This is a genomic window from Streptomyces sp. NPDC001443, assembly GCF_053597355.1.
This window is the reverse complement of sequence record NZ_JBSFIA010000018.1, coordinates 1-26,669: the sequence shown is the minus strand read 5'-3', so window position 1 is coordinate 26,669 and position 26,669 is coordinate 1. Positions and strand designations below refer to the sequence as shown.

The 26,669-nt window shown below is 71.4% G+C and carries 29 protein-coding genes; 11 read left to right on the top strand and 18 right to left on the bottom strand.

Annotated elements, in window-relative coordinates:
* Window positions 1–18 precede the first annotated feature (18 nt).
* The 7 genes from ccsB to hemL all read right to left on the bottom strand — a co-directional run bounded on the left by ccsB (window position 19) and on the right by hemL (window position 7,929).
* Complete coding sequence (gene ccsB / locus ACWC24_RS19880; protein WP_450664140.1) at window positions 19–1,098, bottom strand: c-type cytochrome biogenesis protein CcsB; 1,080 nt, start codon at window positions 1,096–1,098, stop codon at window positions 19–21.
* A complete protein-coding gene (gene resB, locus ACWC24_RS19875; RefSeq protein ID WP_450664139.1) occupies window positions 1,095–2,813 on the bottom strand; it encodes a cytochrome c biogenesis protein ResB in 1,719 nt (572 codons plus the stop codon). Before resB ends, ccsB begins: the two co-directional genes overlap by 4 nt.
* A 3-nt stretch (window positions 2,814–2,816) precedes the next feature.
* Window positions 2,817–3,590, bottom strand: a complete 774-nt coding sequence (locus ACWC24_RS19870; protein ID WP_338017690.1) for a cytochrome c biogenesis CcdA family protein — start codon at window positions 3,588–3,590, stop codon at window positions 2,817–2,819.
* 1 nt (window position 3,591) lies between these two features.
* A complete protein-coding gene (locus tag ACWC24_RS19865) occupies window positions 3,592–4,230 on the bottom strand; it encodes a TlpA family protein disulfide reductase (RefSeq protein WP_450664138.1) in 639 nt (212 codons plus the stop codon).
* A gap of 102 nt (window positions 4,231–4,332) precedes the next feature.
* Window positions 4,333–5,685, bottom strand: a complete 1,353-nt coding sequence (locus tag ACWC24_RS19860) for a hypothetical protein (protein ID WP_450664137.1) — start codon at window positions 5,683–5,685, stop codon at window positions 4,333–4,335.
* A 181-nt stretch (window positions 5,686–5,866) separates the two neighbouring features.
* Window positions 5,867–6,514 carry a histidine phosphatase family protein gene (locus ACWC24_RS19855; RefSeq protein WP_450664248.1) on the bottom strand — a complete coding sequence of 216 codons (648 nt, stop codon included), beginning with the start codon at window positions 6,512–6,514 and terminating at the stop codon, window positions 5,867–5,869.
* A gap of 83 nt (window positions 6,515–6,597) precedes the next feature.
* Window positions 6,598–7,929 (bottom strand): glutamate-1-semialdehyde 2,1-aminomutase, encoded by a 1,332-nt coding sequence (gene hemL / locus ACWC24_RS19850; protein ID WP_450664136.1) that lies wholly within the window; start codon window positions 7,927–7,929, stop codon window positions 6,598–6,600.
* Window positions 7,930–8,411: 482 nt separating this feature from the next.
* Here hemL and ACWC24_RS19845 point away from each other — a divergent pair, with 482 nt between their 5' ends.
* Window positions 8,412–9,038 (top strand): hypothetical protein, encoded by a 627-nt coding sequence (locus ACWC24_RS19845; RefSeq protein ID WP_392620289.1) that lies wholly within the window; start codon window positions 8,412–8,414, stop codon window positions 9,036–9,038.
* Window positions 9,039–9,222: 184 nt separating this feature from the next.
* On the opposite strand, the gene ACWC24_RS19840 is transcribed toward ACWC24_RS19845, so the two are convergent.
* Entirely contained in the window at window positions 9,223–9,996 is a 774-nt protein-coding gene (locus ACWC24_RS19840) for an MBL fold metallo-hydrolase (protein ID WP_450664135.1), read from the bottom strand.
* A gap of 110 nt (window positions 9,997–10,106) precedes the next feature.
* Between ACWC24_RS19840 and ACWC24_RS19835 the strand changes: the two genes are divergently transcribed.
* On the top strand, window positions 10,107–10,742 hold the full coding sequence (locus tag ACWC24_RS19835) for a CGNR zinc finger domain-containing protein (protein WP_450664247.1): 636 nt from the start codon (window positions 10,107–10,109) through the stop codon (window positions 10,740–10,742).
* Window positions 10,743–10,773: 31 nt separating this feature from the next.
* Here ACWC24_RS19835 and ACWC24_RS19830 read toward each other — a convergent pair whose 3' ends face one another.
* From ACWC24_RS19830 to ACWC24_RS19815, 4 genes are all read right to left on the bottom strand, one after another.
* Window positions 10,774–12,216, bottom strand: a complete 1,443-nt coding sequence (locus ACWC24_RS19830) for a HAMP domain-containing sensor histidine kinase (protein WP_450664134.1) — start codon at window positions 12,214–12,216, stop codon at window positions 10,774–10,776.
* The gene (locus ACWC24_RS19825) at window positions 12,217–13,062 is read right to left on the bottom strand and encodes a response regulator transcription factor (RefSeq protein WP_450664133.1); all 846 of its coding nucleotides are present in this window, start codon (window positions 13,060–13,062) and stop codon (window positions 12,217–12,219) included.
* 285 nt (window positions 13,063–13,347) lie between these two features.
* Window positions 13,348–13,938, bottom strand: a complete 591-nt coding sequence (locus ACWC24_RS19820; RefSeq protein WP_450664132.1) for an FMN reductase — start codon at window positions 13,936–13,938, stop codon at window positions 13,348–13,350.
* Complete coding sequence (locus ACWC24_RS19815; RefSeq protein ID WP_450664131.1) at window positions 13,935–15,050, bottom strand: LLM class flavin-dependent oxidoreductase; 1,116 nt, start codon at window positions 15,048–15,050, stop codon at window positions 13,935–13,937. The genes ACWC24_RS19820 and ACWC24_RS19815 overlap by 4 nt, the downstream gene beginning before the upstream one ends.
* A 307-nt stretch (window positions 15,051–15,357) precedes the next feature.
* On the opposite strand from ACWC24_RS19815, the gene ACWC24_RS19810 reads away from it, so the two are divergent.
* Window positions 15,358–16,737, top strand: a complete 1,380-nt coding sequence (locus ACWC24_RS19810) for an MFS transporter (RefSeq protein WP_450664130.1) — start codon at window positions 15,358–15,360, stop codon at window positions 16,735–16,737.
* Window positions 16,738–16,792: 55 nt separating this feature from the next.
* On the opposite strand, the gene ACWC24_RS19805 is transcribed toward ACWC24_RS19810, so the two are convergent.
* On the bottom strand, window positions 16,793–17,683 hold the full coding sequence (locus tag ACWC24_RS19805) for an NADP-dependent oxidoreductase (RefSeq protein ID WP_450664246.1): 891 nt from the start codon (window positions 17,681–17,683) through the stop codon (window positions 16,793–16,795).
* Between the two features lie 215 nt (window positions 17,684–17,898).
* On the opposite strand from ACWC24_RS19805, the gene ACWC24_RS19800 reads away from it, so the two are divergent.
* Window positions 17,899–18,315, top strand: coding sequence for a winged helix-turn-helix transcriptional regulator (locus tag ACWC24_RS19800; protein ID WP_450664129.1), 417 nt, complete (start codon window positions 17,899–17,901; stop codon window positions 18,313–18,315).
* On the opposite strand, the gene ACWC24_RS19795 is transcribed toward ACWC24_RS19800, so the two are convergent.
* The gene (locus ACWC24_RS19795; RefSeq protein WP_450664128.1) at window positions 18,312–18,791 is read right to left on the bottom strand and encodes a MarR family winged helix-turn-helix transcriptional regulator; all 480 of its coding nucleotides are present in this window, start codon (window positions 18,789–18,791) and stop codon (window positions 18,312–18,314) included. The two genes, ACWC24_RS19800 and ACWC24_RS19795, sit on opposite strands and share 4 nt — an antisense overlap.
* 190 nt (window positions 18,792–18,981) lie before the next feature.
* On the bottom strand, window positions 18,982–19,452 hold the full coding sequence (locus ACWC24_RS19790; RefSeq protein WP_450664127.1) for a hypothetical protein: 471 nt from the start codon (window positions 19,450–19,452) through the stop codon (window positions 18,982–18,984).
* 226 nt (window positions 19,453–19,678) lie between these two features.
* Between ACWC24_RS19790 and ACWC24_RS19785 the strand changes: the two genes are divergently transcribed.
* From ACWC24_RS19785 to ACWC24_RS19775, 3 genes are all read left to right on the top strand, one after another.
* The gene (locus ACWC24_RS19785) at window positions 19,679–20,017 is read left to right on the top strand and encodes a YnfA family protein (protein WP_450664126.1); all 339 of its coding nucleotides are present in this window, start codon (window positions 19,679–19,681) and stop codon (window positions 20,015–20,017) included.
* 175 nt (window positions 20,018–20,192) lie between these two features.
* Window positions 20,193–20,969, top strand: coding sequence for an SDR family NAD(P)-dependent oxidoreductase (locus ACWC24_RS19780; protein WP_450664125.1), 777 nt, complete (start codon window positions 20,193–20,195; stop codon window positions 20,967–20,969).
* A 2-nt stretch (window positions 20,970–20,971) separates the two neighbouring features.
* Window positions 20,972–21,151, top strand: a complete 180-nt coding sequence (locus ACWC24_RS19775; protein WP_450664124.1) for a hypothetical protein — start codon at window positions 20,972–20,974, stop codon at window positions 21,149–21,151.
* A 3-nt stretch (window positions 21,152–21,154) separates the two neighbouring features.
* Here ACWC24_RS19775 and ACWC24_RS19770 read toward each other — a convergent pair whose 3' ends face one another.
* Entirely contained in the window at window positions 21,155–21,478 is a 324-nt protein-coding gene (locus tag ACWC24_RS19770) for a hypothetical protein (RefSeq protein ID WP_450664123.1), read from the bottom strand.
* Window positions 21,466–21,756 carry a hypothetical protein gene (locus tag ACWC24_RS19765; RefSeq protein WP_450664122.1) on the bottom strand — a complete coding sequence of 97 codons (291 nt, stop codon included), beginning with the start codon at window positions 21,754–21,756 and terminating at the stop codon, window positions 21,466–21,468. Before ACWC24_RS19765 ends, ACWC24_RS19770 begins: the two co-directional genes overlap by 13 nt.
* A gap of 288 nt (window positions 21,757–22,044) precedes the next feature.
* On the opposite strand from ACWC24_RS19765, the gene ACWC24_RS19760 reads away from it, so the two are divergent.
* On the top strand, window positions 22,045–22,845 hold the full coding sequence (locus tag ACWC24_RS19760; RefSeq protein ID WP_450664121.1) for a hypothetical protein: 801 nt from the start codon (window positions 22,045–22,047) through the stop codon (window positions 22,843–22,845).
* A gap of 47 nt (window positions 22,846–22,892) precedes the next feature.
* On the opposite strand, the gene ACWC24_RS19755 is transcribed toward ACWC24_RS19760, so the two are convergent.
* On the bottom strand, window positions 22,893–24,086 hold the full coding sequence (locus ACWC24_RS19755) for an RtcB family protein (RefSeq protein WP_450664120.1): 1,194 nt from the start codon (window positions 24,084–24,086) through the stop codon (window positions 22,893–22,895).
* A 226-nt stretch (window positions 24,087–24,312) separates the two neighbouring features.
* Here ACWC24_RS19755 and ACWC24_RS19750 point away from each other — a divergent pair, with 226 nt between their 5' ends.
* From ACWC24_RS19750 to ACWC24_RS19740, 3 genes are all read left to right on the top strand, one after another.
* Window positions 24,313–25,212, top strand: coding sequence for a DUF3558 domain-containing protein (locus ACWC24_RS19750; protein ID WP_450664119.1), 900 nt, complete (start codon window positions 24,313–24,315; stop codon window positions 25,210–25,212).
* Between the two features lie 118 nt (window positions 25,213–25,330).
* Window positions 25,331–26,293 carry a DUF3558 domain-containing protein gene (locus tag ACWC24_RS19745; protein WP_450664118.1) on the top strand — a complete coding sequence of 321 codons (963 nt, stop codon included), beginning with the start codon at window positions 25,331–25,333 and terminating at the stop codon, window positions 26,291–26,293.
* A 152-nt stretch (window positions 26,294–26,445) separates the two neighbouring features.
* Window positions 26,446–26,669 (top strand): DUF2637 domain-containing protein (locus tag ACWC24_RS19740; RefSeq protein ID WP_450664117.1); only part of this gene is annotated, 224 nt, incomplete at its 3' end.

Here is a 26,669-nt window from a genome sequence, read left to right as displayed (position 1 = left end):
GCCTTCGCCGGAGGGCGGTCAGACGCCCGCGTACGAGTGCTTGCCGGAGACGAAGATGTTGACGCCGTAGTAGTTGAAGAGCCAGCAGCCGAAGGCGATCAGGGCGATGTAGGCGGCCTTGCGGCCCTTCCAGCCGGCCGTGGCGCGGGCGTGCAGGTAGCAGGCGTAGGCGACCCAGGTGATGAACGCCCAGGTCTCCTTGGGGTCCCAGCCCCAGTAGCGGCCCCAGGCGTCGCCCGCCCAGATCGCGCCCGCGATGATCGTGAACGTCCACAGCGGGAAGACGGCCGCGTTGACGCGGTAGGAGAACTTGTCGAGGGACGCCGAGGCGGGCAGCCGCTCCAGGAACGAGGTCGCGAAGCGGCCGGGCTTGCCGCCCTCGGCGAGCTTGTTCTCGTAGGAGTCCTTGAAGAGGTAGAGGATCGTGCCGACCGCGCCGACGTAGAAGACCGCGCCGCACAGGATCGCCGTCGAGACGTGGATGTACAGCCAGTACGAGTGCAGCGCGGGCACGAGCTGGTCGCTGGCGGTGTACAGGACCGTGACGGCGACACCGAGGTCGAGCAGGACCGTGGTGATCAGGAACAGGCCGAGCCAGCGCACGTTCTTCTTCAGCGCGAGCAGCACGAGGTACACGCCGACGGCGACCGTGGAGAAGGTGATGTTGAACTCGTACATGTTGCCCCACGGCGCCCGCTCCACCGAGGCCGCGCGGGCGATCACGCCGCCCAGCTCGACGAGGAAGGCGAGCACGGTGAGCGAGATGGCGATCCGCCCGTACAGGTCGCCCTGCACGTCGCCGCCGTGCGCGCCCGGTCCGTCCGGCACGTCGCGGGATCCGGTCGCGGACCGCACGACGACCTTCGGCCGCTCCAGCACCGCCGTGCCGCCGGCCGTCTGCACGGTGACGGCCGGTCCGCTCTTCGCGGCCGGTGCGGTGGTCAGCGCGGCGGCCGTGCGGCCGACCTTGCTGCGGCTGCCGAAGAGCCATTCGGCGATGTACGCGAAGAAGGCCAGGGTGTAGACGGCCATCGCCGAGTAGATCAGCGTGTTGCTGATGCTCGCGAGGTGTTCGTTGGTCGCGGTGGCGAGAGTCACTTCTTCTCAGCCCCTTCGGCAGGTACGGCTGGGGTGTCGGGGGATTCGGACGGGTCGTCGGGGTCGGGGGCCCCGGGGGCCTGGTCGTACAGGGTCCCGGCGAGGTCGCCGAGCTCCTCGGGCAGCTTCGCGGACTCGCTGCGGCCCAGGCCGCCCATCTCGACGACCGTCACCCCGTCCGCGCCGCGCGTGGCACGGACCCACACCCGGCGGCGCTGGATGAACAGGGAGCCCGCCAGACCGAAGATCGCGGCGGTCGCGCCGGCCAGGGCCCAGCCGCTGCCGGGCTGCTGCGTGACCTGGAAGTTCGCCCATTCCTTGGTGCCGTCGTAGGTGATCGAGCCGGCGCCGTTCGGCAGGGTCATGGTCTCGCCGGGCTTCAGGTTCTGCCGCAGCTGCTGGCCCTTGGCGTCCTTGAAGTCCTTCATGTGGGTCTTGTCGAGCTGGTACACGCTCTGCGGGATGCCCGAGTCGACCCCGAGGTCACCGTGGTACGGCGCCAGGTTCAGCACCGGGTTCAGCATCGCCGGGAACTGCGAGGACACCACGCTGCCGCCGCCGTAGGTGGGCAGGAAGAACGCCTGGAAGCCGAGCTGTTCGGACACGCCCTGGGGGTTCTTGTAGCCGTCCATGACCTTGACGACACCGGAGGAGGTGACGTTGGAGTCCAGCGGCAGCAGCGGTACGGCGTTGTGGAAGACGACGTCGCCCTTGCCGTCCTTGACGGTCACCACGGGGGCGTAGCCGTGGGCGGTGAGGTAGACCTTCGAGTCGCCGATCTCCAGCGGCTCGTTGACCTTGACGGTCGTCGCGCGCTCCTTGCCGTAGGCGCCCTCGCTGTAGGTGACGGCCGCCTGGTAGGTGCGCGGGGTGCCCTTGTTGGGGCCGGTGAGCTCGTAGGTGCCGGTGAACTTCTTCAGGACGAAGCTGAACGGCACCAGGTCGTCCGTGCCGAAGAGGTTGCCGGACTTGAAGTCGTCGTAGGAGATGAGCGTGTTGGAGAAGCCGTCGCCCTCGACGACCAGCTTGTTGCCCTCGGACTTGAAGAGCTGGCCCCAGGCGAAGGCCGTCAGCATCACGATCAGCGCGATGTGGAAGGCCAGGTTGCCGACCTCGCGCAGATAGCCCTTCTCGGCCGCGACGGCGTCCCCCACGGGGTGGGCGCGGAAGCGGCGCTTCTTCAGCAGCGCGAGCGCGGCCTCACGGACCTGCTCGGGCGAGGCCTCGGTGCGCCAGGTCGTGTACGCGGGCAGCCGGGTCAGCCGCTTGGGCGCGCCCGGCGGGCGGCCGCGCAACTGGCCGACGAACTGCCAGGTGCGGGGCACGATGCAGCCGATGAGGGAGACGAACAGCAGGATGTAGATCGCGGAGAACCACACCGAGCTGTAGACGTGGAAGAGGCCGAGCCTGTCGTAGACCGCGGCGAGGGTCGCGTGGGCGTCCCGGAAGTCGGCGACCTTCGTCGCGTCGGTCCCGGACTGCGGGATCAGCGAGCCGGGGATCGCGCCGAGCGCCAGCAGCAGGAGCAGCAGCAGCGCGACCCGCATGGAGGTGAGCTGCCGCCAGAACCAGCGGGCCCAGCCGACGACGCCCATACCGGGCGGGTTCGCCAAGGACTCCAGGGGCGCGGTGGACAGCTGGGAACCGGCGGCGCCGAGGTCGTCGGGGGCGGTCGCGGCCCCGTCGGTCGGCGTGCCGGTCGTCGTCTTGCTCATGGATCAGATCCCCACAGTGAAGCCGGTGGACCAGGTCTGCAGGTCCTGCACGATGCGGTCCCACGCGCCGGTCAGCAGCAGCAGACCGGTCACGATCATCATCGTGCCGCCGATGCGCATCACCCAGGCGTAGTGGCGCTTGACCCAGCCGAAGGCGCCGAGCGCCTTGCGGAAGGCGACCGCGGCGAGCACGAAGGGCACGCCGAGGCCCAGGCAGTAGGCGACGGTCAGTATGGCACCGCGGCCCGCGCTCGACTGCTGGGCGGACAGGGCCAGTACCGAGGAGAGGGTCGGTCCGATGCACGGCGTCCAGCCGATGCCGAACAGCGCGCCCAGCAGCGGCGCGCCGACCAGTCCCGTCACGGGTCTGCGGTGGAAGCGGAACTCCCGCTGGGTGAGCCAGGGCATCAGCCCCATGAAGAACACGCCCATGAGGATCATGAGCACGCCCAGCACCTTGGTCAGGACGCCCTTGTTGTCCTGCAACGTGGAGCCGAAGTAGCCGAACAGCGCTCCGCCGGAGACGAACACGGCCATGAAGCCGAGCACGAACAGCGAGGCGCCCGCGACCATCCGGCCGCGCCGGGCCTCGGCCAGGTCGGTGCCGGTGACACCGGTGACGTAGGCCAGATAGCCGGGGACGAGCGGCAGGACGCACGGGGAGAAGAAGGAGATGAGGCCGGCGAGCACGGCGAGCGGCAGAGCGACGAGCAGCGCACCGTTGAGCACGGTCGGGTTCGGGTCCGTCGCCGCGGCGAGCAGGGACACTCCGGTCACGTCACTTCTCCGCGAGGACCGGGGAGATCATCTTGCGCAGCTTCTCCTCGCTGAGCGCCGACAGCGAGCGGGCGGCGATCTTCCCGTCCCGGTCGAGGACGAGCGTGGAGGGGATCGCCTGCGGGTTGAGGGTGCCCTTGGCGAAGCGGAGCATCAGCTTGCCCGTCGGGTCGTACAGGCTCTGGTAGCTGACGCCGTACTGCTTCTCGAAGGCGCGGGCGGGGCTGGTGCTGGTGTCGCGGGTGTTGATGCCGACGAACTGCACGCCCTGGCCCTTGAGGTCCTGGTGGACCTTCTCGAAGCCGGACGCCTCGGCGCGGCACGGCGGGCACCAGGAGCCCCACACGTTCAGGACGACGACCTGGCCCTTGTAGGCGGCGACGTCGAGCCGCTTGCCGTCGACCGTCTCACCGGACAGGTCGGGGGCGGCGGCCCGCTCACCCTTGTCGGCGGTCGCGATGCCGTCCTTGCCCAGGACGAAGTTGGTGTCGCCGCCGCCTCCGGACGTGCCCCCGGACGTGCAGGCGGACAGCAGCAGCGCGGCCACGGCGGCACCGGCGATGCCGGCGGTGCCCAGGGCGGCGCGACGCGAGCGGTTCCTGGTCGTCGAACGCGGGGAGGTGCGGGTGGCGGCACTCATGTGAAAAGTTTCGCATGACCGTTCTGGGGATCTTGCGCACCCCCCTTGCGGGCGGAAACCCGCATTTCAGGCGGCGTTTCAGGCGGCGTTTCAGGTGGCGTTTCAGGTGGCCGTGGCGGGGGCGGAGTTCGCCGGGGTGCCGGTGGGGGTGCCGGGGTTCGCGGGGGCGCCGGGGGTGTTCGCGGGGGCGGGCGCGAGGAACCCCTGCCAGCCGCCGGCCGGCCGCTGACCCACGTCCAGCGTGCGCAGCTTCGCCAGCACCTCCGGCCGCTGTACGTCGAGCCAGTCCGTGAACTGCCGGAAGGAGACCAGCCGTACGTCCGCGCCCTTCTCCTTCTCCCGCGCGATGTGCAGGAACGCCTGCTCCACGGCGTCCATGTAGATGCCGCCGTTCCAGTGCTCGAAGTGGTTGCCTATGAAGAAGGGCGCCCGGTTAGTCTCGTATGCCCGCTGGAAGCCGGATATGTACGCCTGGGCTGCCTGCTGACGCCAGTGCGGGTAGTTGTGGGCGGGCGCGTTGGTGGAGTTGACCGACTGGTTGGCGAGGATGTTGTAGTCCATGGAGAGGACCTCGAAGCGGTGCCCGGGGAACGGCATCTGCTGCAACGGCAGGTCCCAGATGCCCTGCCGCTTGCCGGGCCAGACCTGGCGGCCGCCGGGCGAGGAGGCGTCGTAGCGCCAGCCGAGTTCGCGGGCGGCGGGCAGCAGGTTGTCCTGGCCGAGCAGACAGGGCGTACGGCCGCCGACGAGTTCCTTGTCGTAGTCGAAGGGCAGCGGCTCCAGGTCGGTCCAGCCGGTGTTGGTCCGCCACTCCTTCACGAATGCCTTGGCCTGGGCTATCTCGCTCTTCCACTGCCGCGGGGTCCAGTGGCCGACCGAGCCGCTGCCGCCGCAGAAGTGCCCGTTGAAGTGGGTGCCTATCTCGTGGCCCTCCAGCCACGCCCGGCGGATGTTGGTGAGCGTCGCGCGGACGTGGTCGTCGGTGAGGTAGCCGATGTCGGAGGCGCCGCGCGGGTTGTTGGGCGGGTCGTAGAGCCGCTTCTTCGACTCGGGCAGCAGGTAGAGCCCGGACAGGAAGAAGGTCATGCTCGCGCCGTGCTCCCTGGCGAGGTCCAGGAAGCGCGGGAAGAGGCCGTTGCCGACCTCGCCGGCTCCGTCCCAGGAGAAGACGACGAACTGCGGCGGCTGCTGGCCGGGTTCCAGCGGCACGGGGGCGGCGGGCTGGTGCGGCTGACGGCCGCTGAAGGAGGTCGAGCCGTCGCCGAGGGGGCGCGCGATGTGGGTCGGCTGCCCGCCGGGGGTCACGGAGGGGCTCGCGGAACCCCGGGGACTCGCGGAACCGGCGGCGCGGGTCGCGCCCTTCGAGGGTGCGGAGGTGCCGCATCCCGCGAGGCTGGCGGCGGTCGCGGCGCCCGCGCCGAGAGCGAGTGCTCCCCTTCGAGTCGGATTGCGCATGGCATCCCCCGTTCGTCGCGTTCTCTGCTGGTCACTCGTTGAGAGGACGCGACGAACGAGGAGGTTCCGCGCGATCACACGGATCTCGCGACGGCTGTCACGAACGGGCCATGGAACACCGGAGGTCGCTTTCGCGTCGGCGTCAGCGCCCCCGCCCGTACCCCTGGGTCCGTACCGGCGGCTATGCCCCGAAGGCCTTGCCCTGCCCCTTGACCGGCTTGGCGCCGGCGAGGAGATGGGCCGGGACGAGATCGCGGGCCGGCTCGGTGTAGCCGACGGAGACGATCTTGTCGCCCTGGTACGTGAAGGTCGTCAGCGAGGCGAGCGTGCACTGCCGCTTGCGCGGATCATGCCACAGCCGCCGCCGCTCGACATAGGAGCGCACGATCCAGATCGGGAGCTGGTGGCTGACCAGTACGGCCTCATGGCCGCGGGCCGCGTCCTTGGCCGCGTCCAGCGCCCCCATCATCCGTACGACCTGGTCGACGTAGGGCTCGCCCCAGGACGGCTTGAACGGGTTGACCAGGTGCTTCCAGTTGTCGGGCTTGCGCAGCGCGCCGTCCCCGACGCCGAAGGTCTTGCCCTGGAAGACGTTGTCGGCCTCGACGAGCCGGCCGTCGGTGGCGAGGTCGAGCCCGTGCGCCTTGGCGATCGGCGTCGCCGTCTCCTGCGCCCGCTCCAGCGGGGAGGCGACGACGTGGGTGACGTCGCGGGAGGCGAGGTGCTCGGCGACCCGGTCGGCCATCTGCCGCCCGAGCTCGGACAGGTGGTAGCCGGGCAGTCGCCCGTACAGGATCCCGTCCGGGTTGTGGACCTCGCCGTGCCGCATGAGGTGGACGACGGTGAGTTCGCCGTCGCTCGCGCCGGTGCCGCCGCCGTTGTCGAAGCGGTTGTCGAAGCGGTTGTCGATGCTCACGCCGTGGCCTCCGCGGCCGCTCGGGCCGCCGCCGGGAGGGCGTCGGCGATCCGCTGGATCGCTCGCTCGTCGTGGGCCGTGGAGACGAACCAGGACTCGAAGGACGAGGGCGGCAGGTAGACGCCGTTCGCCAGCAGCGACTGGAAGAAGGCGGTGAAGCGGAACGACTCCTGCGCCTTGGCGTCCTCGTAGTTGCGGACCGGGCGGTCCGTGAAGAAGACGGAGAACATGTTGGAGGCGGTCTGCAGCGTGTGCGCGACGCCCTCCTTGCCCAGGGCCTCGGAGACGAGCGCCTGGATCTGCCGCGACACGGCGTCGACCTTGGCGTACGCGGCGTCGTCGAGGAGGCGCAGCTGGGCGAGACCTGCGGCGGTGGCGACGGGGTTCCCGGAGAGGGTGCCCGCCTGGTAGACCGGCCCGGCGGGCGCGAGGTGCTCCATGACGTCGGCGCGACCGCCGAAGGCGGCGGCCGGGAAGCCGCCTCCCATGACCTTGCCGAAGGTCATCAGGTCGGGCCGGACCCCGTCGACGCCGTACCAGCCGGCCTTGCTGGTGCGGAAGCCGGTCATCACCTCGTCGGAGATGTACAGCGCGCCGTTCTGCGCGCAGGCGTCCTTCAGGCCCTGGTTGAAGCCGGGCAGCGGCGGCACGACGCCCATGTTGCCCGGCGACGCCTCGGTGATCACGCAGGCGATTTCACCCGGGTGCCGGTGGAACGCCTCGTGCACGGCCTCCAGGTCGTTGTACGGCAGCACGATGGTGTCGCCGGCCTGGGCGCCGGTGACGCCGGGGGTGTCGGGCAGCGCGAAGGTTGCCACCCCGCTGCCGGCCGCGGCCAGCAGGGAGTCGACGTGCCCGTGGTAGCAGCCGGCGAACTTGATCACCTTGGCCCGCCGGGTGAACCCACGCGCGAGCCGGATCGCGGACATGGTGGCCTCGGTGCCGCTGGAGACCAGCCGCACCTGCTGTACGGGCTCGACCCGTGCGACGATCTCCTCGGCGAGCGCGACCTCGCCCTCACCGGGAGTACCGAAGGAGGTACCGCGGGAGACGGCCGCCTGCACCGCGGCGATGACCTCGGGGTGCGAGTGACCGAGGATCATCGGGCCCCAGGAACAGACGAGGTCGACGTATTCCCGCCCGTCCGCGTCGGTGAGGTACGGACCGGTGCCGGACACCATGAACCGGGGCGTACCGCCCACCGCGCGGAAGGCGCGGACCGGGGAGTTCACCCCGCCCGGCGTGACGGCGGCCGCGCGGTCGAACAGGGCCTGCGAGGCAGGCGCTTCGTAGGGATAGGGCGCTCCTGAAGAGGGCGATTCGCTCATGACCTGCGACTTCTCCGACCTTCTCCGACTTGTTCGGACTCCGCTTGCTGCGTGACAACCTCAGGGTAGGCCAGGGCCGGGGAAGGGCAGGGAGCAGCGGGGCGCCCAGCGCACCGGCCGGACGACGGGTCGTGACCGACCGTGCCCGAGCCGGAACGGTCCGAGCGGAGGAGACGGCCGACCCGGACCGGACCGGGCAAATCGGTGGACCGCCACGTACCATCTGCGAAACTGGCACCTGATACACAGAGCTACGGACGGGCCGAGCCGTGCCGGACCGCGCGCGCCTGCCCGGGCTCGCTCGAAGGCCTGCCCGGGAGCTCGCTCAGGGGCTCGTACAGGGCTCGCTCTCGGCTGCGAAGATCCTGTGGGCCGTTGTTTCAGCGCACGTTTCGGCGAGCGACCGTGGGGGAGGTCACTGTCACGATGATCGGGTTGCGCGGCGGGGGCCACGCGTCCTAGAAAAGCAGTCGGGTGGAGATATGCATCGCGGTGGCGGGCTGGGCGAAGGGACCGACGGTCTGGGTCCTCGACGCGCCCAACGGGGAAAACACCGGCGCGAGGCGGAGGAGCCGCACGAAACACTTCAGGCACATGGTGCACCGTTGGAGTCCGACCGGCTCGACCGTGAGGTCGACCGGCTCAGGGCCGGTAGCAGGAATGGTGGTCGGGTGGGGGTGACGTACAAATACTTCGGCGCGCCTGACGGCGCGACGGCGGCCCGCGTCCCGATCTCGATGCGTCCCGAGGAACTCGGCGGCGACGAGCTCGGCATGGGTGGCATGTTCACCAAGATCAAGCCGGAGACGATGGCGGCCATGGTGCTGACCGGCATCCAGGGTGTCCCCCTCAACAAGGTGCCCCCGCTGGAACTGGTCGTCCTGCACCCCGACTACGCGGTCGTGAAGCTCCCGACCACGGTCGTCGACCCCCTGCGCGACGTGGGCGAGGAGGCGGTGGGCGCGGCGGCGTTCATCTGGTCGACCGTGCCGGACCGGGGTGGCCCGCGGGACGCGTTCAACGTCTACCAGCTCCTGCACGAGTGGCAGGACTTCTCCCACCGACTGCACGAGGCGGGGCACCAGCCGTACTGCCTGGTGTGGCCGTGACCTGAGGGTTCTCGGACCTGAAGGTTCTCGGACCTGAAGGTTCTCGGACCTGAGGTTTCCTACGAACGGGCGGAGCTTGCGGGCTCCGCCCTCGCCGTTTGCGCGCCCAGAAGCCCCGCCTCGCGCACGCAGGGCCCGCCCCGGTCGGCGGCAGCGGGCCCGGCCGGCGTCGCGCGGTGCCGGTTCAGTCCAGTTGCAGCCGGTCCGCCGCTCCCGCCGCCTCGAACGCCGCGACCAGGTCCTCGCGGGTCTCCGTGAAGTGCGCCCAGCTGTCGCAGTGCGCGGGTACGACCCGACGGGCGCCGAGGATCCCGGCGGCCTCGGCGGCTCCGGCACCGTCGAGGACGAGCAGGGCGCCGTCGAACAGGGGCTGGATGCGGGGCGCCCCCGCGAAGAGCACGGCGGTGTCCACCGGGCCGAACCGGCCCGCGATCTCCCTGACCAGGTCGAGCGAGGCGTTGTCGCCGCTGACGTAGACCGTGGGCAGGTCGTCCGAGGTCAGCAGGAAGCCGATGACCTCGCCGGAGATCGGCTCGGCGCCCTCGGGGCCGTGCAGGGCGGGGGCGGCCGTGACGGTGACGGTGCCGCCGTCGGGCCGGTCCAGTCGCACGGACTCCCAGGGGGCCAGCCCGCGGGCCGTGCCGCCCAGGCGGCCCGCGCCGCCGCGGGTGGTGAGGGTGAGCGGCACGTCCGCGAGCAGGGCCCGGCCGGAGCGGTCGAGGTTGTCGGGGTGCTCGTCGTGCGAGAGCAGCACCGCGTCCACGGGGCCGAGGTCGCCCGGCTCGACGGGGGACGGGACGGTCTTGGTCAGGGTCGGCCCGCCGGGGGTCGGGTAGTGACCGGTCCCGTCGAAGGTCGGATCGCTGAGGAGACGCAGTCCGCCGTACTCGATCAGGGCGGTCGGTCCGCCGAAGACCCGGACGGGAATCTGTTCGGTGGTCGCGTCGACAGGGGCCATCAGAAAACACCTCACGGATGAGAAGTCGTTTATCCGTGAGATACGGTAGTCGCTTCTCACGGATGGACGCAAGGCGTACCATGAGAGCTATGTGGAAGACCGGGGCCGAGATGCCCGACGAGCACGAGGGGTCCCAGGGGGCCGTGACGCCCGAGGAGGGCGGGATACCGGTCGCGCCCGGAGCGGACCGGTATCCGGCCCTCGACCTCGCCAACAGCGCCGTCGCGCTGACCGGCGGGCAGGTCCTCGACCTGCTGGGCACCCCCGCCGCCGCGACCGGCTGGCTGGTCGACCACGGTCTCGCGCCGGCCGGCGCGGAGCTGCGGGAGACCTGCGCCGCCCAGCTGCGCTCGCTGCGCGAACAGATCCGCGCCCTGATCTCCTCCCGGGTCGACGGCCACCCCGCCCCGGGCAGCGCCCTGAACGGTCTCAACGACGCGCTCACCCGGGCGCCCGCGGTCTCCCTGCTGAACTGGGACGCCACCCGCGGGCTGCACCGGGCCCTGTCCCACCCCACCACCCGGATCGTCGAGCGCGCCCTGGCGACCCTCGCCGCCGACGCCGCCGACCTGCTCACCGGCTCCGACGCGGACCGGCTCACCGCGTGCGGCTCACCGCCCTGCAACCGCTATCTGCTGCGGCACGGCCGCCGCCACTGGTGTTCCACCCGGTGCGGCGACCGCGCCCGCGCCGCCCGCGCCTACGCCCGCCGCACCGGTGCCGGTGCCGGTGCCGAGGAGAACTGACCTCGTCAGGAGGGGACGAGCGGGAGGGGGCTCAGGATTCGCCCCGCCCCCGCCCCTCCACCGGCCCCCCGCCCACGGTGAACCCGATGACCGAGCCGCCGCCCTCCCGTCGGAACGCGAACGGCGCGCCCTCGTGCGCCAGCGCCACCTCCCGCACGATGGACAGGCCGAGACCGGAGCCGGGCAGGGCGCGGGCGTCGGCGGCCCGGTAGAAACGGTCGAAGATGCGGATCAGATCGGCGCCCGCGACACCGGGGCCCCGGTCGAGGACCTCCACCCGGACCGTGCCGGGCCGGGCCGGGCCCGCGATGTGCAGCTCGATGGGCGCGGTGCCGTCGCGGTCGAACTTCGTGGCGTTCTCCACGAGGTTGGACATCGCCCGCTGGAGCAGCCCGGGGCGCCCGTGGGCCGTGGTGTCGCCGCTCGCGCGCAGCACGATCTCCCGCCCGGTGCGGCGGCGGGCGAGGCCGACCACGTCCTCGGCGATGTCGGCCAGGTCGACCTGCTGGGCGGGCTCGGCGTCGGACTGGCCCGCGGCCAGGTCGACGAGCTCGTTGACCAGGTCGGTCAGCTCGCGCGCCTCCTGGGTGAGATCGGCGACCAGATCCTCCCGGGTGGCGGGCGGGAGTTCGTCGATCCTGCGCAGCAGCGAGATGTTCGTACGCAGTGAGGTGAGCGGGGTCCGCAGCTCGTGACCGGCGTCCTGGACCAGCCGGCGCTGGTCCTCCTCCGACTGGGCGAGCCGGCCCAGCATCCGGTCGAAGGCGCGGCCCAGGCGACCCACCTCGTCGTATCCGGTGACCGGCACCTGCACGCCCAGGCGGCGGGTGCGGGCGACGTCCTCGGCGGCGGAGGTGAGGACGACCAGCCGGCGGGTGACGCGCCGGGCCAGCCACCAGCCGAACAGACCGGCCGCGGTGACGACGGCCGCCATCAGCACCAGGGTGCGCTGCTGGAGCGTGCGCAGCAGGTCCTCGGTGTCGCTGAACTCCTGCGCGACCTGGACCGCGCCCCGGCCGCCGCCCAGGGAGACGGTCGCGACCCGGTAGACGTCGTTGCCGACGTCGACGTCCTTGTGCTCGGCGACCAGACCGGCGGTGGCGGCCGCGGCGACCTTCCGGTCGTCGGCGGCGACCGGCAGGCCCGGACTGCCCCGGTCGACGACCGCGCCGTCCGGGCCGAGCACCTGCACATCGGTGCGCGGGGGCCGTACGACGTCGTGGCCGGGCTCGGCGGAGGAGAAGTCGTCGGGCGTCATGCGGTGCTGACCGACCTCGTCGCGCAGGTCCTGCACGACCTCGTCGAACACGGTCTGCTGGTCCACCCGCACGAGACGGGCCGCCGCGCTGTACGACAGGATGCCGACGAGCACGGTGACGGCCGCGGCCACCGCCGCGAACGACACCGCGAGGGTGGTGCGCAGCGAGAGCAGACCGGGCCGTCGCCAGGTCAGCAGCCGCCGGAAACGGCCCACTCAGTCCTCCCGCAGCACATAACCCACACCGCGCACCGTGTGGATCAGCTGCGGCGCGCCGGGCTCGTCGAGCTTGCGGCGCAGATAACCCACGTACACGGCGAGGTTCTTGGAGCCGGGCCCGAAGTCGTAGCCCCAGATGCGGTCGTAGATGGTGGAGTGGTCGAGGACGATGCCCGCGTTGCGCACCAGCAGTTCCAGCAGCTCGAACTCGGTCCGGGTGAGCTCCAGTTCGCGTCCGCCGCGCCAGGCCCTGCGCGCCTGCCGGTCCATCCGCAGACCGGCCGCCTCGATGTGCCGGCCGGGCTGCGCGGGGCCCGGCACCGAGCCGGACGCCGGAGCCGAGGGCGCGGCCGATGTCGTACCCGCTCCCGTCCCGGTCGACGGATCGGCCGGAGATCCGGACGGCGCGCCGGGCGGGGTCTCGCCCGCGGTGTCGGCGGGGGCCGCGGTGTCGGCGGGGGCCGCGGTCTCGTTCGGGGTGGTGCGGCGCAGCAGGGCGCGCAGCCGGGCGAAGACCTCCTCGACGTCGAAGGGCTTGACGACGTAGTCGTCCGCTCCGGCGTCCAGGCCCGCGATCCGGTCGGCGGTCTCCACCAGCGCGGTCAGCATCAGGATCGGGGTGCGGTCGCCCTCGGCGCGCAGCACCCGGCAGACCTGGAGTCCGTCGATGCCGGGCATCATCACGTCGAGGACGAGCACGTCCGGCGGGGTGCGGTGGGCGTGCGCCAGCGCCTCCACGCCGTCGGCGACCGCGGTGACCTGGTAGCCCTCCAGGGCCAGGGCGCGTTCCAGTGCGTGGCGGATGGCGCGGTCGTCTTCGGCGAGCAGCACAGTCTGGGGCACGGACCCAGTCTGCCAAGCGCCGAGGGCCGGACGAACCTGATGATCTTGCCCAGGCCGCCCTTCTTACTGGCCTCTCACCCACCCGGCCGCAACCCGCCCCGGGCGACCCCTCGCCCGCCCGCCTCAACCCGGACCGGGCGACCGCTCACCCGCCGACCGCAACCCTGACCGGGCGACCCCTCGCCCGCCCACCGCAACCCCGACCGGGCGACCCCTCGCCCGCCCACCGCAACCCCGACCGGGCGACCCCTCGCCCGCCCACCGCAACCCCGACCGGGCGACCGCTCACCCCGCGGAGCGCAGCGCGGCGAGCCGCTCGGCGAACGGCACCACGTCGAGGTCGTCCCGGACCGGCGCGGCCGCCGACAGACCCCGCATCAGCGCGGCCAGCTCCCCCGCCGCCCGCTCGACGCGCCCCTCCAGGCCCTCCGCTCCCCAGTCCTCCGACGCCGCGTACACGCCCGTCGGCACGACCACCGCCCGCAGGTACGCGAACATCGGCCGCAGCGCGTGCTCCAGCACCAGCGAGTGCCGTGCCGTACCCCCGGTCGCCGCGATCAGCACCGGCTTGCCCGCCAGCGCTTCCTTGTCGAGCACGTCGAAGAACGACTTGAACAGCCCGCTGTAGGAGGCCGTGAACACCGGCGTGACCACGATCAGGCCGTCCGCCCCGGTCACCGCCGCCTGGGCCGCCGCGAGCTTGCGCCCGGGGAACCCGTTGGTGAAGTTGTGCGCGATCTCGACCGCGAGGTCGCGCAGCTCCACCACCTCCAGCTCGACCTCGGCCTGCCGGCCGACGGCCGCCGCCAGCCGGTCGGCCAGCAGCCGCGTGGACGACGGCACGCTCAGCCCCGCCGAGACGACGACGAGCTTCATGCCCCGACCTCCTTCTTGTCCTTGTCGGCCTTCTTCTCCTCCGCGGCGGCGGCCAGCAGCGACGCGTGCGTCGGCGCCTCCGGGACGTCCGCCGGACGGCCCTTCGCGAACTCCTCGCGCAGCACCGGCACGACCTCCTCGCCGAGCAGGTCGAGCTGCTCCAGGACGGTCTTCAGGGGCAGCCCCGCGTGGTCCATCAGGAACAGCTGGCGCTGGTAGTCGCCGGCGTACTCGCGGAAGGACAGGGTCCGCTCGATCACCTGCTGGGGGGAGCCCACGGTCAGCGGGGTCTGCTCGGTGAAGTCCTCCAGCGAGGGCCCGTGCCCGTAGACCGGCGCGTTGTCGAAGTACGGCCGGAACTCGCGCACGGCGTCCTGGGAGTTCTTCCGCATGAACACCTGGCCGCCGAGGCCGACGATCGCCTGCTCGGCCGTGCCGTGGCCGTAGTGGGCGTACCGGCTCCGGTAGAACTCGACCATCCGCTTGGTGTGGTCGGCGGGCCAGAAGATGTTGTTGTGGAAGAAGCCGTCCCCGTAGTACGCGGCCTGCTCGGCGATCTCCGGGGAGCGGATGGAGCCGTGCCAGACGAACGGCGGCACGTCGTCCATCGGCCGCGGGGTGGACGTGAAGCCCTGGAGCGGCGTGCGGAACTTGCCCTCCCAGTCGACGACGTCCTCACGCCACAGCCGGCGCAGCAGGGCGTAGTTCTCGATGGCGAGGTTGATGCCCTCGCGGATGTCCTGGCCGAACCACGGATAGACGGGACCGGTGTTGCCGCGGCCCATCATCAGGTCCACCCGGCCGTCGGCCAGGTGCTGGAGCATCGCGTAGTCCTCGGCGATCTTCACCGGGTCGTTGGTGGTGATCAGGGTCGTGGACGTGGAGAGGACCAGCTTCTCGGTGCGTGCGGCTATGTAGCCGAGCATGGTCGTCGGTGACGAGGGCACGAACGGCGGGTTGTGGTGCTCGCCGGTCGCGAACACGTCCAGCCCGACCTCCTCGGCCTTCAGCGCGATGGCGACCATGGCCTTGATGCGCTCGCGCTCGGTCGGTGTACGGCCCGTGGTCGGGTCCGGGGTGACGTCGCCGACGCTGAAGATGCCGAACTGCATGGTCGCTCAACCTCCAAGTTGTTGATGATTCAACTATACCCCTCCAACGGGACTCGGTCCGCGGGTATTCCACCCGCGGATATTCGATTTGACGGCCGGGAGCCACGTGCGGATATTTATCTGCGTGACACAGATACTGCATTACGAAGACGATGGTCGCCCACGCACACCGCCGACCCCGGGCCCGGCCCCAGCGACGGCCCCAGCGACGGCGCCGACCCCGGCTCCAGCCCCGGCCTCAGCCGCAGACGAGACCCCGGCGGCGCCCCGCCCCCTCCCCGCCCGCGCCCGCTGGGCGGTCCTCGCCGTGGTCCTGGCCGCCGACGTCCTGGACCTCCTCGACGGAACGATCACCAACATCGCCGCCCCGACGATCGCCCGCGACCTGGGCGGCGGCCAGAGCCTCGTCCAGTGGCTCGGCGCCTCCTACGCCCTCGCGCTCGGCGTCCTGCTCGTCCCCGGCGCCCGGCTCGGCGACAAGCACGGCCGCCGACGGCTGTTCCTGACCGGCCTCGCCGGATTCGTGGTCGCGTCGGCGGCCTGCGGACTCGCCCCGGACCCGACCGTCCTCGTCCTGGCCCGGCTCACCCAGGGCGCCTTCGCGGCCCTCGTCGTCCCGCAGGGCTTCGGGATCCTGGCCGCCACCTGGCCGCGCGACCGGATCGGCCAGGCGTTCAGCCTGTTCGGCCCGGTGATGGGCCTGTCCGCCGTGAGCGGCCCGGTCCTGGCCGGACTCCTCGTCGACGCCGACCTCGCCGGACTCGGCTGGCGCCCGATGTTCCTGATCAACCTGCTGCTCGGCGGCGCCGCCCTGCTCGCCGCCGTACGGCTGCTGCCCCGCGACCCCGGCAGCCGCGACACGGTCGTCGACGGCCCCGGGTCCGCCCTGCTCGGCGGGGCGATGCTCTGCCTGCTGGGCGGGCTCATCGACGGCGCGGCCCGCGGCGCCCCGGCCGGGGGAGGTCCGGCCGAGGCGGGTCCGGCCGCCCGCCCGATCGCCCTCCTGCTGCTCGGCCTCGCGCTGGCCGCGGCCTTCTGGCACCGCCAGCGCACCGCAGCACACCCGCTCCTGCGGCCGTCGCTGCTGCGCCACCGCGGCTTCACCTCGGGCCTGCTGCTCGGCGTCGCCACCTTCGCCGCCGTCTCCGGCCTGCTCTACGCCGTCTCCCTCTACCTGCAACAGGGCCTCGGCCGCTCCCCCGCGGGCGCCGCACTCGGCCTGGTCCCGCTCTCCGCCGGGATCGTCGTCGCCTCGATCGCCTGCTACCGGCTGATCCACGCCTTCGGCCGCCGGCTCGTCACCACCGGCCTGCTGATCATCCTGGCGGGCTGCGCGGCCCTGCTCCTGCTCTGCGCGCTCGGCCGGACCGGCGCCTGGCAACTGGTCCTGCCGCTGTTCGTCGTCGGCGTCGGCATGGGCACCTGCTTCGGCACGGTCTACGACGTCACGATCGGCGACATCGCCCCCGAGGAGGCGGGCAGCGCGAGCGGCTCCCTCAACGCCGTGCAGCAACTCGCCAACGCGATCGGCGCGGCCGCCGTGACGACCGTCTACTTCCGGGCCGCCGAGCACGGCGAGACCCACGCCATGACGGTGAGCCTCACCGTGGTCGCCGCGGCGGTGGCCCTGTGCCTGCCGTTCGTACGCCTCCTGCCGCGCAGGGCTCCCGAGGAGCACGGCCACTGAGACCGGCGGCCGGGTCCCGGGAGAGGGCCCGTGAGGCGTACGAGGACCTGTCGGCTCAGGGCAGGAGGACCAGCCGCCCCCGCACCCCGCCCTCCGCCAGCCGGGCGTGCGCCTTGGCCGCGTCGGCCAGGGCGTACGTCTCCGCCACCCGGAGCGTCAGCGCCCCCTCGTCCACCAGTCGCGCCAGCTCCGCCAGCCGCGCCCCGTCGGCGCGCACCTCGACCACGCCGGTCCGCACGCCCCGCGCCGCGGCGGGCGCGGCCCCCGGAATCACCCCGGCGTAGGCTCCCCCGTCCCGCACCCATGCCAGGGCGGTACCGCCGAGCACCGCCGCGTCCAACACGGCGTCGAAGCCGGCCGCTTCGACCTCCCCGGCCGTGAAGTGCGCGGCGCCCAGGGACCGGACGAGTTCCGCGTCCTCCTCGCGGGCCAGCGCGGTCACCGACACCCCCCGCCGGGCGGCGAGTTGGACGGCGTAGCCGCCCACGGCGCCGGCCGCGCCCGTCACCAGCAGCGACTGCCCCGACGTCAACTCCAGCAGATCCAGGGCCTGTACGGCGGTCAGGCCGTTCAGCGGCAGGGTCGCGGCGGACACCGCGTCGGCCGTCGCGGGCGCCGCGGCCACCGCGTCCGCGCCGACGACGACGTACTCCGCGTGCGAACCCAGCGGCTCGGCCACACCGGGGGCGAGCGCCACCACCTCGTCGCCCACGCGCCACGCGGCGTCCGGGCCGACCGCGTCCACCGTCCCCGCGACGTCCCAGCCGAGGCCGATCGGACCGCCCGCGCCTCCGAACACACCGGACCGCACCGCCGCGTCGACCGGGTTCAGCGCGGCCGCCGCCACCTTGATCCGGACCTGTCCGGCACCCGGCTCGGGCACCTCGGTCTCCACGACCCGCACGGCCTCGGGACCGCCGAAGGACGTCACCACCACGGCACGCATCATCACAACTCTCCCCGCACTCCCGGAGTTTCCGGCTTCCCGGACCTCTCGGCTTCTCGGATCTCTCGGATTACTCGGATTACTCGGATTTCTCGGATCCGCGACCGGTGCGACGCCTTCGTGCCGCCCCCGTGCCGCTTCCGCAACCCTAGGAAGAGTTACTATCCATCGGGAAGTAGTTACCTGAAGGTGCCTACCGCACCCGGAGGAGAGCCATGGCGACCACGACAGCGGCCCAGCGACGCGAACAGGCGCGCTTCGAGTACGACGCCTTTCTGCGCAGCTGCCCCACCAACCAGCTCCTCGACCGCATCAGCGACAAGTGGGTCAGTCTCGTCGTCGCCGCGCTGGCCACCGGCCCCCTGCGCTACAGCGACCTCGCCCGCAAGATCGCCGGAGTGAGCCCCAAGATGCTCACGCAGACCCTGCGCTCACTGGAGCGCGACGGCATCCTCACCCGCACGGTCACCCCGTCCGTCCCGGTCCGGGTGGACTACGAACTCACCCCGCTGGGCAGCAGCCTCGCCCACCTGCTCACCGCGGTGAAGGCCTGGGCGGAGGCCCACTTCGACGAGGTCCACACGGCCCGGGAGCGCTACGACACCGAGAACGACGCCCCGAGCGCGCCCTAGACCCGCCCCTCCCGCAGCCGGGCGATCTGCTCCCCGCTGAAGTCCACCGTCCGCCGCATGTGCCCGATGATCAGGGCCAGTTCGGTGTTGTCCAAGCCGTCGAAGAGGGCACTCCAGCCGCCGGCCAGCCGGTTCCACATCTGCCCGAACTCGGCGATCCGCTCCGGCACGGTCGCCACCAGCACCCGCCGCCGGTCCCCCGCGTCCCGCTGCCGGACCACGTACCCGGCCTTCTCCAGCCGGTCCACCAGCCGGGTCGCCGACCCGGTCGTCAGGCCCGTCAACTCCGCGATCCGGCCCGTGGTCACCGGCCCGCCCTCGAGCGTGAGCAGGTTCAGGCACTGGAGATCGGTGGGATGCAGGCCGAGATGGTCGGCGACGGCCTGGTTGAACAGGGCGTACGAGGCCATGTAGCGACGGGAGACGGTGGACAGCTCGTCCAACAGCCGCGACCGCTCGTTCTCCGACCCGGACATGCCCGCTCCTCTTCACCTGCGCCGTGCAGAGATCGTACGACGCAGAGAGCGCGCCGCGACCGACCGGACCGGCCCGCCAGGCCGGTCGAGCGGTCGGAAGTAGTCCGACATACACGTATCTAGCAGGAAACCAGGCGATCCCCGTACCCCGAAGCGGGGCGCGCCCCCGTCCCAGGGGCGCGCCCCTCACTCAGAAGGAGTACGGGTCTCCCGTGTCCAGGACCAGCACCCGCTGCCGGTCGTTCGTCCGGTTGCGGTCCACCGTGCCACCGGCCCACACCGTGTCGAGCGCCAGCGTCACCTCCTGCGGCCGGCCGCGCAGCCGCAGCACCAGCGCGATCCGCTCGCCGAACCCGTCCGCGGCCAGCGCGCCCGTCCGGCACACCACCTCACGCACCCCCGTACGGGCGCACCCGCCCGGCAACCGCTGCCGGTCCACGAGCGGCGCCGACCACTTCAGCCGCACGGTCGCGTCCGGCACCGCGGACGGGCCGTGGTCGTACGGGGTCAGCCGTACGTCGAGCAGGCCGCCGCGCAGCGCCGCCGTCCCGTGGTACGCCAGGTCGGCCCGCGGCGCGCCCGCGGCACCCGCGAACGGCGTCGTCCCGCCGACGGCCGCCAGCGCCACCCCGCACACCACGAACCCCCGGGCGGCACGCACCCCGGGCGCCCCGCACGACCTCCGTACCCGCCGGTCCTCCCCGGTCCGCCGCGCTCCGCGCGCCCTGCGTGGTCTCCGCATGCCGACACCACTCCTCACTCCGCTCGCTCCACCCCGGTCGCGGGGGTGTCGCCTGGATGTATCCCACGCACCGCCGACGGCAGGCGCCCTCCAACAGGTGACGCCCCGGCCCCGGCCGCGCCGAGGGGCATGCCAAGCTGCCCGTATGCCGATCGTCCGCTCCGCCGCCCTGTTCGTCGCCGCCGCGTTCCTGGAGATCGGCGGCGCCTGGCTGATCTGGCAGGGGCTGCGGGAGCACCGCGGCTGGCTGTGGATCACCGGCGGCGTCCTCTCGCTCGGCGCGTACGGGTTCGTCGCCACCTTCCAGCCCGACGCCCACTTCGGGCGCATCCTCGCCGCGTACGGCGGGATCTTCGTCGCAGGTTCGATCCTGTGGGGCGTGGTCGCGGACGGCTTCCGCCCCGACCGCTGGGACCTGGTGGGCGCCGCGATCTGCCTGGCCGGCATGGCCGTGATCATGTGGGCGCCGAGGCACGGCGGCTGACCGCCCGCCCCTCGGAACGCCCGTCCGCCCGACCGCCCCCGTCGCCTACCCTGAGCGGGAACGACCGCCCGCGAGCCCGCGCCACCCGCAGGCCCACGAGCGGGCACCAGCCGCACCACCCACCGACCCGAGTCGTCCGCGGGCCCGAGCCGTCCGCACGCCCGAGGAGCAGCCCATGGCCACCGCCGCACCGTCCGCCGCCTCCCGCATCGCCGTAGTGACCGGTGCGAGCAGCGGAATCGGAGCCGCCACGGCCCGGCAGCTCGCCGCGGCCGGCTACCGCGTCGTCCTGACCGCCCGCCGCGCCGACCGCATCGAGGCGCTGGCGAAGGAGATCACCTCGGCCGGCCACTCCGCGACCGCCTACCAGCTCGACGTCACCGACCGCGCGGCCGTCGACGAGTTCGCGAGCGCCTTCAAGACCGTCGGCGTCCTGGTCAACAACGCGGGCGGCGCGCTCGGCGCGGACCCGGTCGCCACCGGCGACCCGGCGCAGTGGCGCACGATGTACGAGACGAACGTCCTGGGCACGCTGAACCTGACCCAGGCCCTGCTCCCCAAGCTCGACGCGAGCGGCGACGGCACGGTCGTGGTCGTCTCCTCCACCGCGGGCCACGGCACCTACGAGGGCGGCGCGGGCTATGTCGCCGCCAAGCACGGCGCCCACGTCCTCGCCGAGACCCTGCGCCTGGAGATCGTCGGCCGGCCGGTCAGGGTCATCGAGGTCGCGCCCGGCATGGTCAAGACCGACGAGTTCGCGCTGACCCGCTTCGACGGCGACGAGGAGAAGGCGGCGAAGGTCTACGCGGGCGTCGCCGAGCCACTGACCGCCGACGACGTCGCGGACACCATCACCTGGGCGGTGACCCGCCCGGCCCACGTCAACATCGACCTGCTGGTCGTCCGCCCGCGGGCCCAGGCGTCCAACACGAAGGTCCACCGGGAGCTGTGACGGTGGACGCCGAGAGCCGGCCGGACCAGGCGTCCGACGACGCCGCCCGGGACGCCGAGCAGCGCCGCCTCGCGCAGGAGACCAAGGACGAACGCCGGGTCTGGATCTTCCTGGCGTACTTCCTCTTCGGCATCCACATCGTCGCGTTCGTGATGATCTACGCGGTGCGCCACGCGAAGTGAGCCTCAGGGCTTCGAGCAGTCCGGGTCGTCGACGATCACCGCGTTGGCCGGGATGATCACGACATCGTCGTCGTCCTCCTGCACGAACCGGGTGGTGGCGTACGCCCGCCTGCCGGCCCCGACGCACTTGGTGGCGAGGTTGCCGAAGCCGTCCGGGAAGTTGTACACCTCGGCCGGGCTGTCCTCCCCGGCCCGTCCGGCCACCGGGGCGTCGGCCTTGCCCCGCTCCTGGTAGTGCTCCCTGGAGCAGCCGCCCAGCAGCACGACGAGCAGCAGCGCGCCGCAGCCGGCGACGGCCCGCCCGGGGCGCCGGCTCAGGAGGCGCACGTCTTGTCCGCCACGATCTGCACGTTCGACGGGCCGCTGGCGTTGGTCGTGACATAGGCACGGAAGCCGTGCCCCACGCACTTGGTGGCGAGGTTGCCGAAGCCGTCCGGCATGTTGAAGACCTCGGCGGGGGTGTCGTCGCCCGCCTTGCCCTTCACCGGGGCGTCCCCCTTGCCCCGCTGGTCGTCGTAACTCTGCGAGCAGCCCGCGAGCACGACCCCCGCGGCCAGCACCAGACCGGCGACCCCGCCCACAACACGTATGCGCTGACGCCTCATCGTGATTACCCCCGTATCGATGCGTCGGACCTGCGGTCGGACCTGTGGTCGGACCCGCAGTGAAAGACAGGTCCGACACCGCCTCCGGTTCCCCGGCCCAAACGGCTCGCATCACCCGGAGGGATGAACCAGCTCGATCACCCGCATGGCGTCCGAACTCGCGACCTAGGCTCACGCCACACCATCAACACGACGGCCCTCGTCCGGGCGGCATCCCGGGCGAGGGCCTGACCAGCACGGAAGTGGAGCTTCCCTGTGGCCGATTGTGAGCCTAACGCGCGACGGTTCATGGATCTCACGGTCCCCGAGTACGCGTACATGTTCGGTTTCCTGCAGGCTGACGGGCATCTGCACCAAGGCCCGGGGCAGAAAGGCCGCCTGGCCGTCGAGATCACTGTCCGAGACATCGAGGTCCTGCGCAGGTTCCAGCAGTTGACGCCCTACAACAGCAGCATCACCGAGCGCACCAGGTCCACCAACTTCGCCGGTATCCATCACTCGGCGGTCTGGACTCTCTGCTCCCTCGAAGCCCGAACACGGCTCAACGACCTCGGCCTGCCCTACGGACGCAAGTCCAGGAACGTCGCGCCGCCACGTGATCAGTTCTCGCATCGCGACTACATGCGAGGCCTCATCGACGCGGACGGTTCGGTCGGCTACACCAGCCGGGGACTTCCTTTCATCTCCCTGACGACGCAGAGCACCGCCATCGGCGCCTACATGTGCTTCTACGCCGGGAAAATCACAGAGGCCGAGCGCAGCCTCAAACGCAACGCCCGTGACGGCATCTACAACATCCTCTACACGGCGGATAACGCCCAAACACTGGCAGCACACCTCTACTACAAGGGTTGCCTGTCCCTGGATCGGAAGCAGAAAGCGGCCGACTCGCTGGCCGCTTGGATCCGCCCGGCCGGCATGAAGACTGCCCCCGACCGCCGACGCTGGAGCGAGTGGGAAGACCGGGTGCTACTCAAGCTGAACAACGACGCAACAGCAGCCAGAGAGCTCGACCGAACCGAGAAGAGCTGCTACATCCGCCTGTGGCGCTTGCGTACCGGGCAAGTTCCCATGCCGAACGACCAGTAGTCGGCTGTGCGAGGTTCCTGAACACCTTCGTCCGGGAACCTCGCACATCAGCCCTTCACACAGATGAACTGCTTCAGCTTCGCCACGACCTCCACGAGGTCGCGCTGCTGGTCCATCACCTGCTCGATCGGCTTGTACGCGCCCGGGATCTCGTCCACGACACCGGAGTCCTTGCGGCACTCCACACCCCGCGTCTGCTCCTCCAGATCCTTGGTCGAGAAACGGCGCTTGGCCGCATTGCGGCTCATCCGCCGACCGGCCCCGTGCGAGGCCGAGTTGAAGGCCTTCTCGTTACCGAGGCCCTTCACGATGTACGAGCTGGTTCCCATCGAGCCCGGGATGATCCCGTACTCACCCGAGCCCGCCCGGATCGCGCCCTTCCGGGTGACCAGAAGGTCCATGCCTTCGTACCGCTCCTCTGCCACATAGTTGTGGTGGCACGAGATCTCCGGCTCAAAAGTCACCTTCGCCTTCCGGAACTCCTTCGAGACCACGTCCTTGAGGAGCGCCATCATGAGCGTGCGGTTGTACTTCGCGTACTCCTGCGCCCAGAACAGGTCGTTGCGGTAGGCCGCCATCTGCGGGGTGTCGGAGACGAAGACAGCAAGATCACGGTCGACCAGACCCTGATTGTGCGGAAGCTTCTGTGCGACACCGATGTGATATTCGGCCAGCTCCTTGCCGATGTTCCGGGACCCGGAGTGGAGCGTAAGCCACACCGCCCCCTCGGAATCGAGCAAAAGTTCGATGTAGTGATTCCCCGCGCCGAGCGTTCCCATCTGCTTCGTGGCGCGTTCCTGGCGGAACTTGACCGCATCCGCGATCCCGTCGAACCGGCCCCAGAAGTCGTCCCAGCCCGCGGTCGCCAGGCCGTGGAAGCCGCCCGGGTCGACGGGGTCGTCGTGCATGCCGCGCCCCACCGGGATCGCCTGCTCGATCTTCGAACGCAGCCGGGACAGGTCGCCGGGCAGGTCGTTCTCCGTCAGCGAGGTCCTGACCGCCGACATCCCGCAGCCGATGTCGACACCCACCGCCGCGGGGCAGACCGCACCCTGCATGGCGATGACCGAGCCGACCGTCGCACCCTTGCCGAAGTGCACGTCCGGCATCACGGCCAGGCCCTTGATCCAGGGCAGGGTCGCGACGTTCTGGAGCTGGCGCATGGCCACGTCCTCGACCGCCGCGGGGTCGGCCCACATACGGATCGGAACCTGCGCGCCCGGCATCTCCACGTACGACATATCGTCCTCATTCCCCCGGAAACAAAAGAAAAGCCTGAAAACGCAAAACCGGCGCCAAGGTCGACGTATGGGACAACGGACCGGCGTCCACGGCAGTGCGTGCGATACACATTGTCTCCAGGGACCGCCCCCGTGCGGCAAGCGAATAACCAGCGGGGACACTGGCAGGCCCGGGACAGTTCCCGGGACCGACACCCACCGAGAAACCGTCGAAGGGAGCCTCACCGTGCAGCGGAAGGCATACGTACCCGGCGTCGCCGCGCTCCTCGCGGCACTGCTGGCCGGCTGCACCGGTAGCTCCGGCGAGGGCGACACCACCGACAACTCCAATCCCGGGGAGGCCGGCGCGGTGACCGCCGCGGCCCAGCCCGGCAAGTACCGCACGCTCCCCGAGCCGTGCGGCGCGGTCGGCCACGGCACCCTCGACTCCCTGCTCCCCGGCATCGCGCAGCTCACGGACGAGACGCAGCGGGACACCGCCTACCAGGGCCAGGCGACACTGACGTACGACAACGACCGCAAGGTCGGCTGCCGTTGGAAGATCGACTCCCCGGACGCGACCGACCACCTCTTCGTCGACTTCGAGCGGGTGGTGTCGTACGACAACGCGGTGAGCGACGACAGCCAGGCCGAGCAGCTCTTCGCGACGAAGGTGACGGCGGCCGACCTTCCGGCTCCGGCCGCCTCCAGTTCCGGGAGCGCCCCGGCCGGGGCGGCCGGCGGGTCCGCCGACCCGAGCGCGAACGCGACTTCGGCGCCGTCCTCGTCGCCCTCGTCGCCCTCATCGTCTCCCTCGTCCTCCTCGTCCTCCTCGTCCTCCTCGTCCTCGGTGTCGCCCTCGGGCACCTCCTCGCCGTCCGCCTCGTCCACCGTCGCTCCGGCCGACCTCCAGCCCCGGGTTCTCGACGATCTCGGCGACGAGGCGTATCTCGACGACGCGCTCAGCAGCTCCGGTTCGACGGCCAAACAGCGCACGGTGACTGTGGCGTTCCGCACGTCGAACGTCATCGTGACGGTCGTGTACGAGGAGCAGCCGGCGATGGTCGGGATCGTGCCGGACAGCGCGGAAATGCAGGACAGGGCCCGGAAACTGGCCTCGCAGCTCGCCGACTCACTGCCCGGCTGAGGCCACTTCGGGGCTCGCCCGGTCCGGTCCGCAAAGCGGACGAAGCACGACCGGGCCGCTTCCTCACCGCGTACCGTGGCCCCTCGGACCCGATCCGACCGCAGGAACCACGAGCGTCATGAGTGAAGGAACCATGCAGCGACGAGCCCAGCGAGACGGCCAGTACGAGCAGCGAGTCCGGCGAGCGAAGCACCTTCGCCGTGCCCTTGTGGGTGCGGCGGCGGTCCCCGTGATCCTGGTCGCGGCGGGCTGCTCCTCGGACTCCGGCGCCGACTCCGGATCCGCTTCCGCCTCCGGTGACAGCACGCAGCAGGGCTCCGGGGGCGGCACGAACCCCTCGGTGAGCGCGTCCCCGACGATCCAGGCGGCGGCGTTCCAGAAGCTGCCGAAGGCGTGCGGGGTGCTGTCGACGAAGACCCTGACCGAACTGGTGCCCAAGGGTGTGAAGTCGGCCAAGGAGGGCACTTCGGACGACGCGACGTCGCGGGCCAGCTGTTCCTGGGACAGCCTGGAGAACAAGGGCGTGAAGGGTTCGCAGTTCCGCTGGCTGAACGTCTCCCTGTTGCGCTTCGACTCCGACGCAGCGCGCGGCAGCGGCGAGAAGCAGGCGCAGGCGTTCTACGCCAAGCAGGTGCAGGACGCCCGCGCGGTGCCGGAGGCGAAGAACGCGACGGCGCAGCCGCTGGCCGGCACGGGTGACGAGGCGACGACCGTGCGCTACGACCTGAAGAAGAAGGAAGGCGCCTTCAAGCAGCAGACGGTCGTGGCCCGGGTGGCGAACGTGGTCGTGACGCTGGACTACAACGGCGCGGGCCTGGCCGGCGAGAAGACCCCGAACGCCGACGACCTGGTGAAGGCCGCGCAGAAGGCGGCGAAGGAGGCGACGGTGGCCGTGGCGTCGGCGAACGGCGTCGACACCGGCTCCGGCTCCGGCTCCGGCTCCGACGGCAAGACGGGCGGTGATGCGGGCACGACAAGTCCGTCGCCGTCGAAGTCGGCATCGAAGGCGGCCTCGCCGTCGGCGTCGGCGTCCAAGGCCGCGAGCGCGTCCCCGTCCACGTCAGCGTCGAAGAAGAGCTGACTGTCACACTCGACGGTCAAATCCGCGCTCGTTCAGGCATTTTGTGGAAGCCCGGCTCATTCGGAACCGGGCTCCTGGCCTACCGGCAACGCGTCCGCCGTACACATGTGCCACTCTGTTGCGCGCAACAACACGCAAGGGGAGGAGTACGGGTGGCCGCGCCAATCCAGCTGACTCGGATGCACCGCGTTCTCATAGGCGTGGTCGTGACGGGCGCCTTGATCATCGCCGGTATCGGCTTCGCCGGTTCGTACGCGGCCGTGCGCGAGCTGGCGATCAAGAAGGGCTTCGGGAACTTCTCCTACGTCTTCCCGATCGGCATCGACGCGGGCATCTGTGTCCTGCTCGCCCTCGACCTGCTGCTGACCTGGATCCG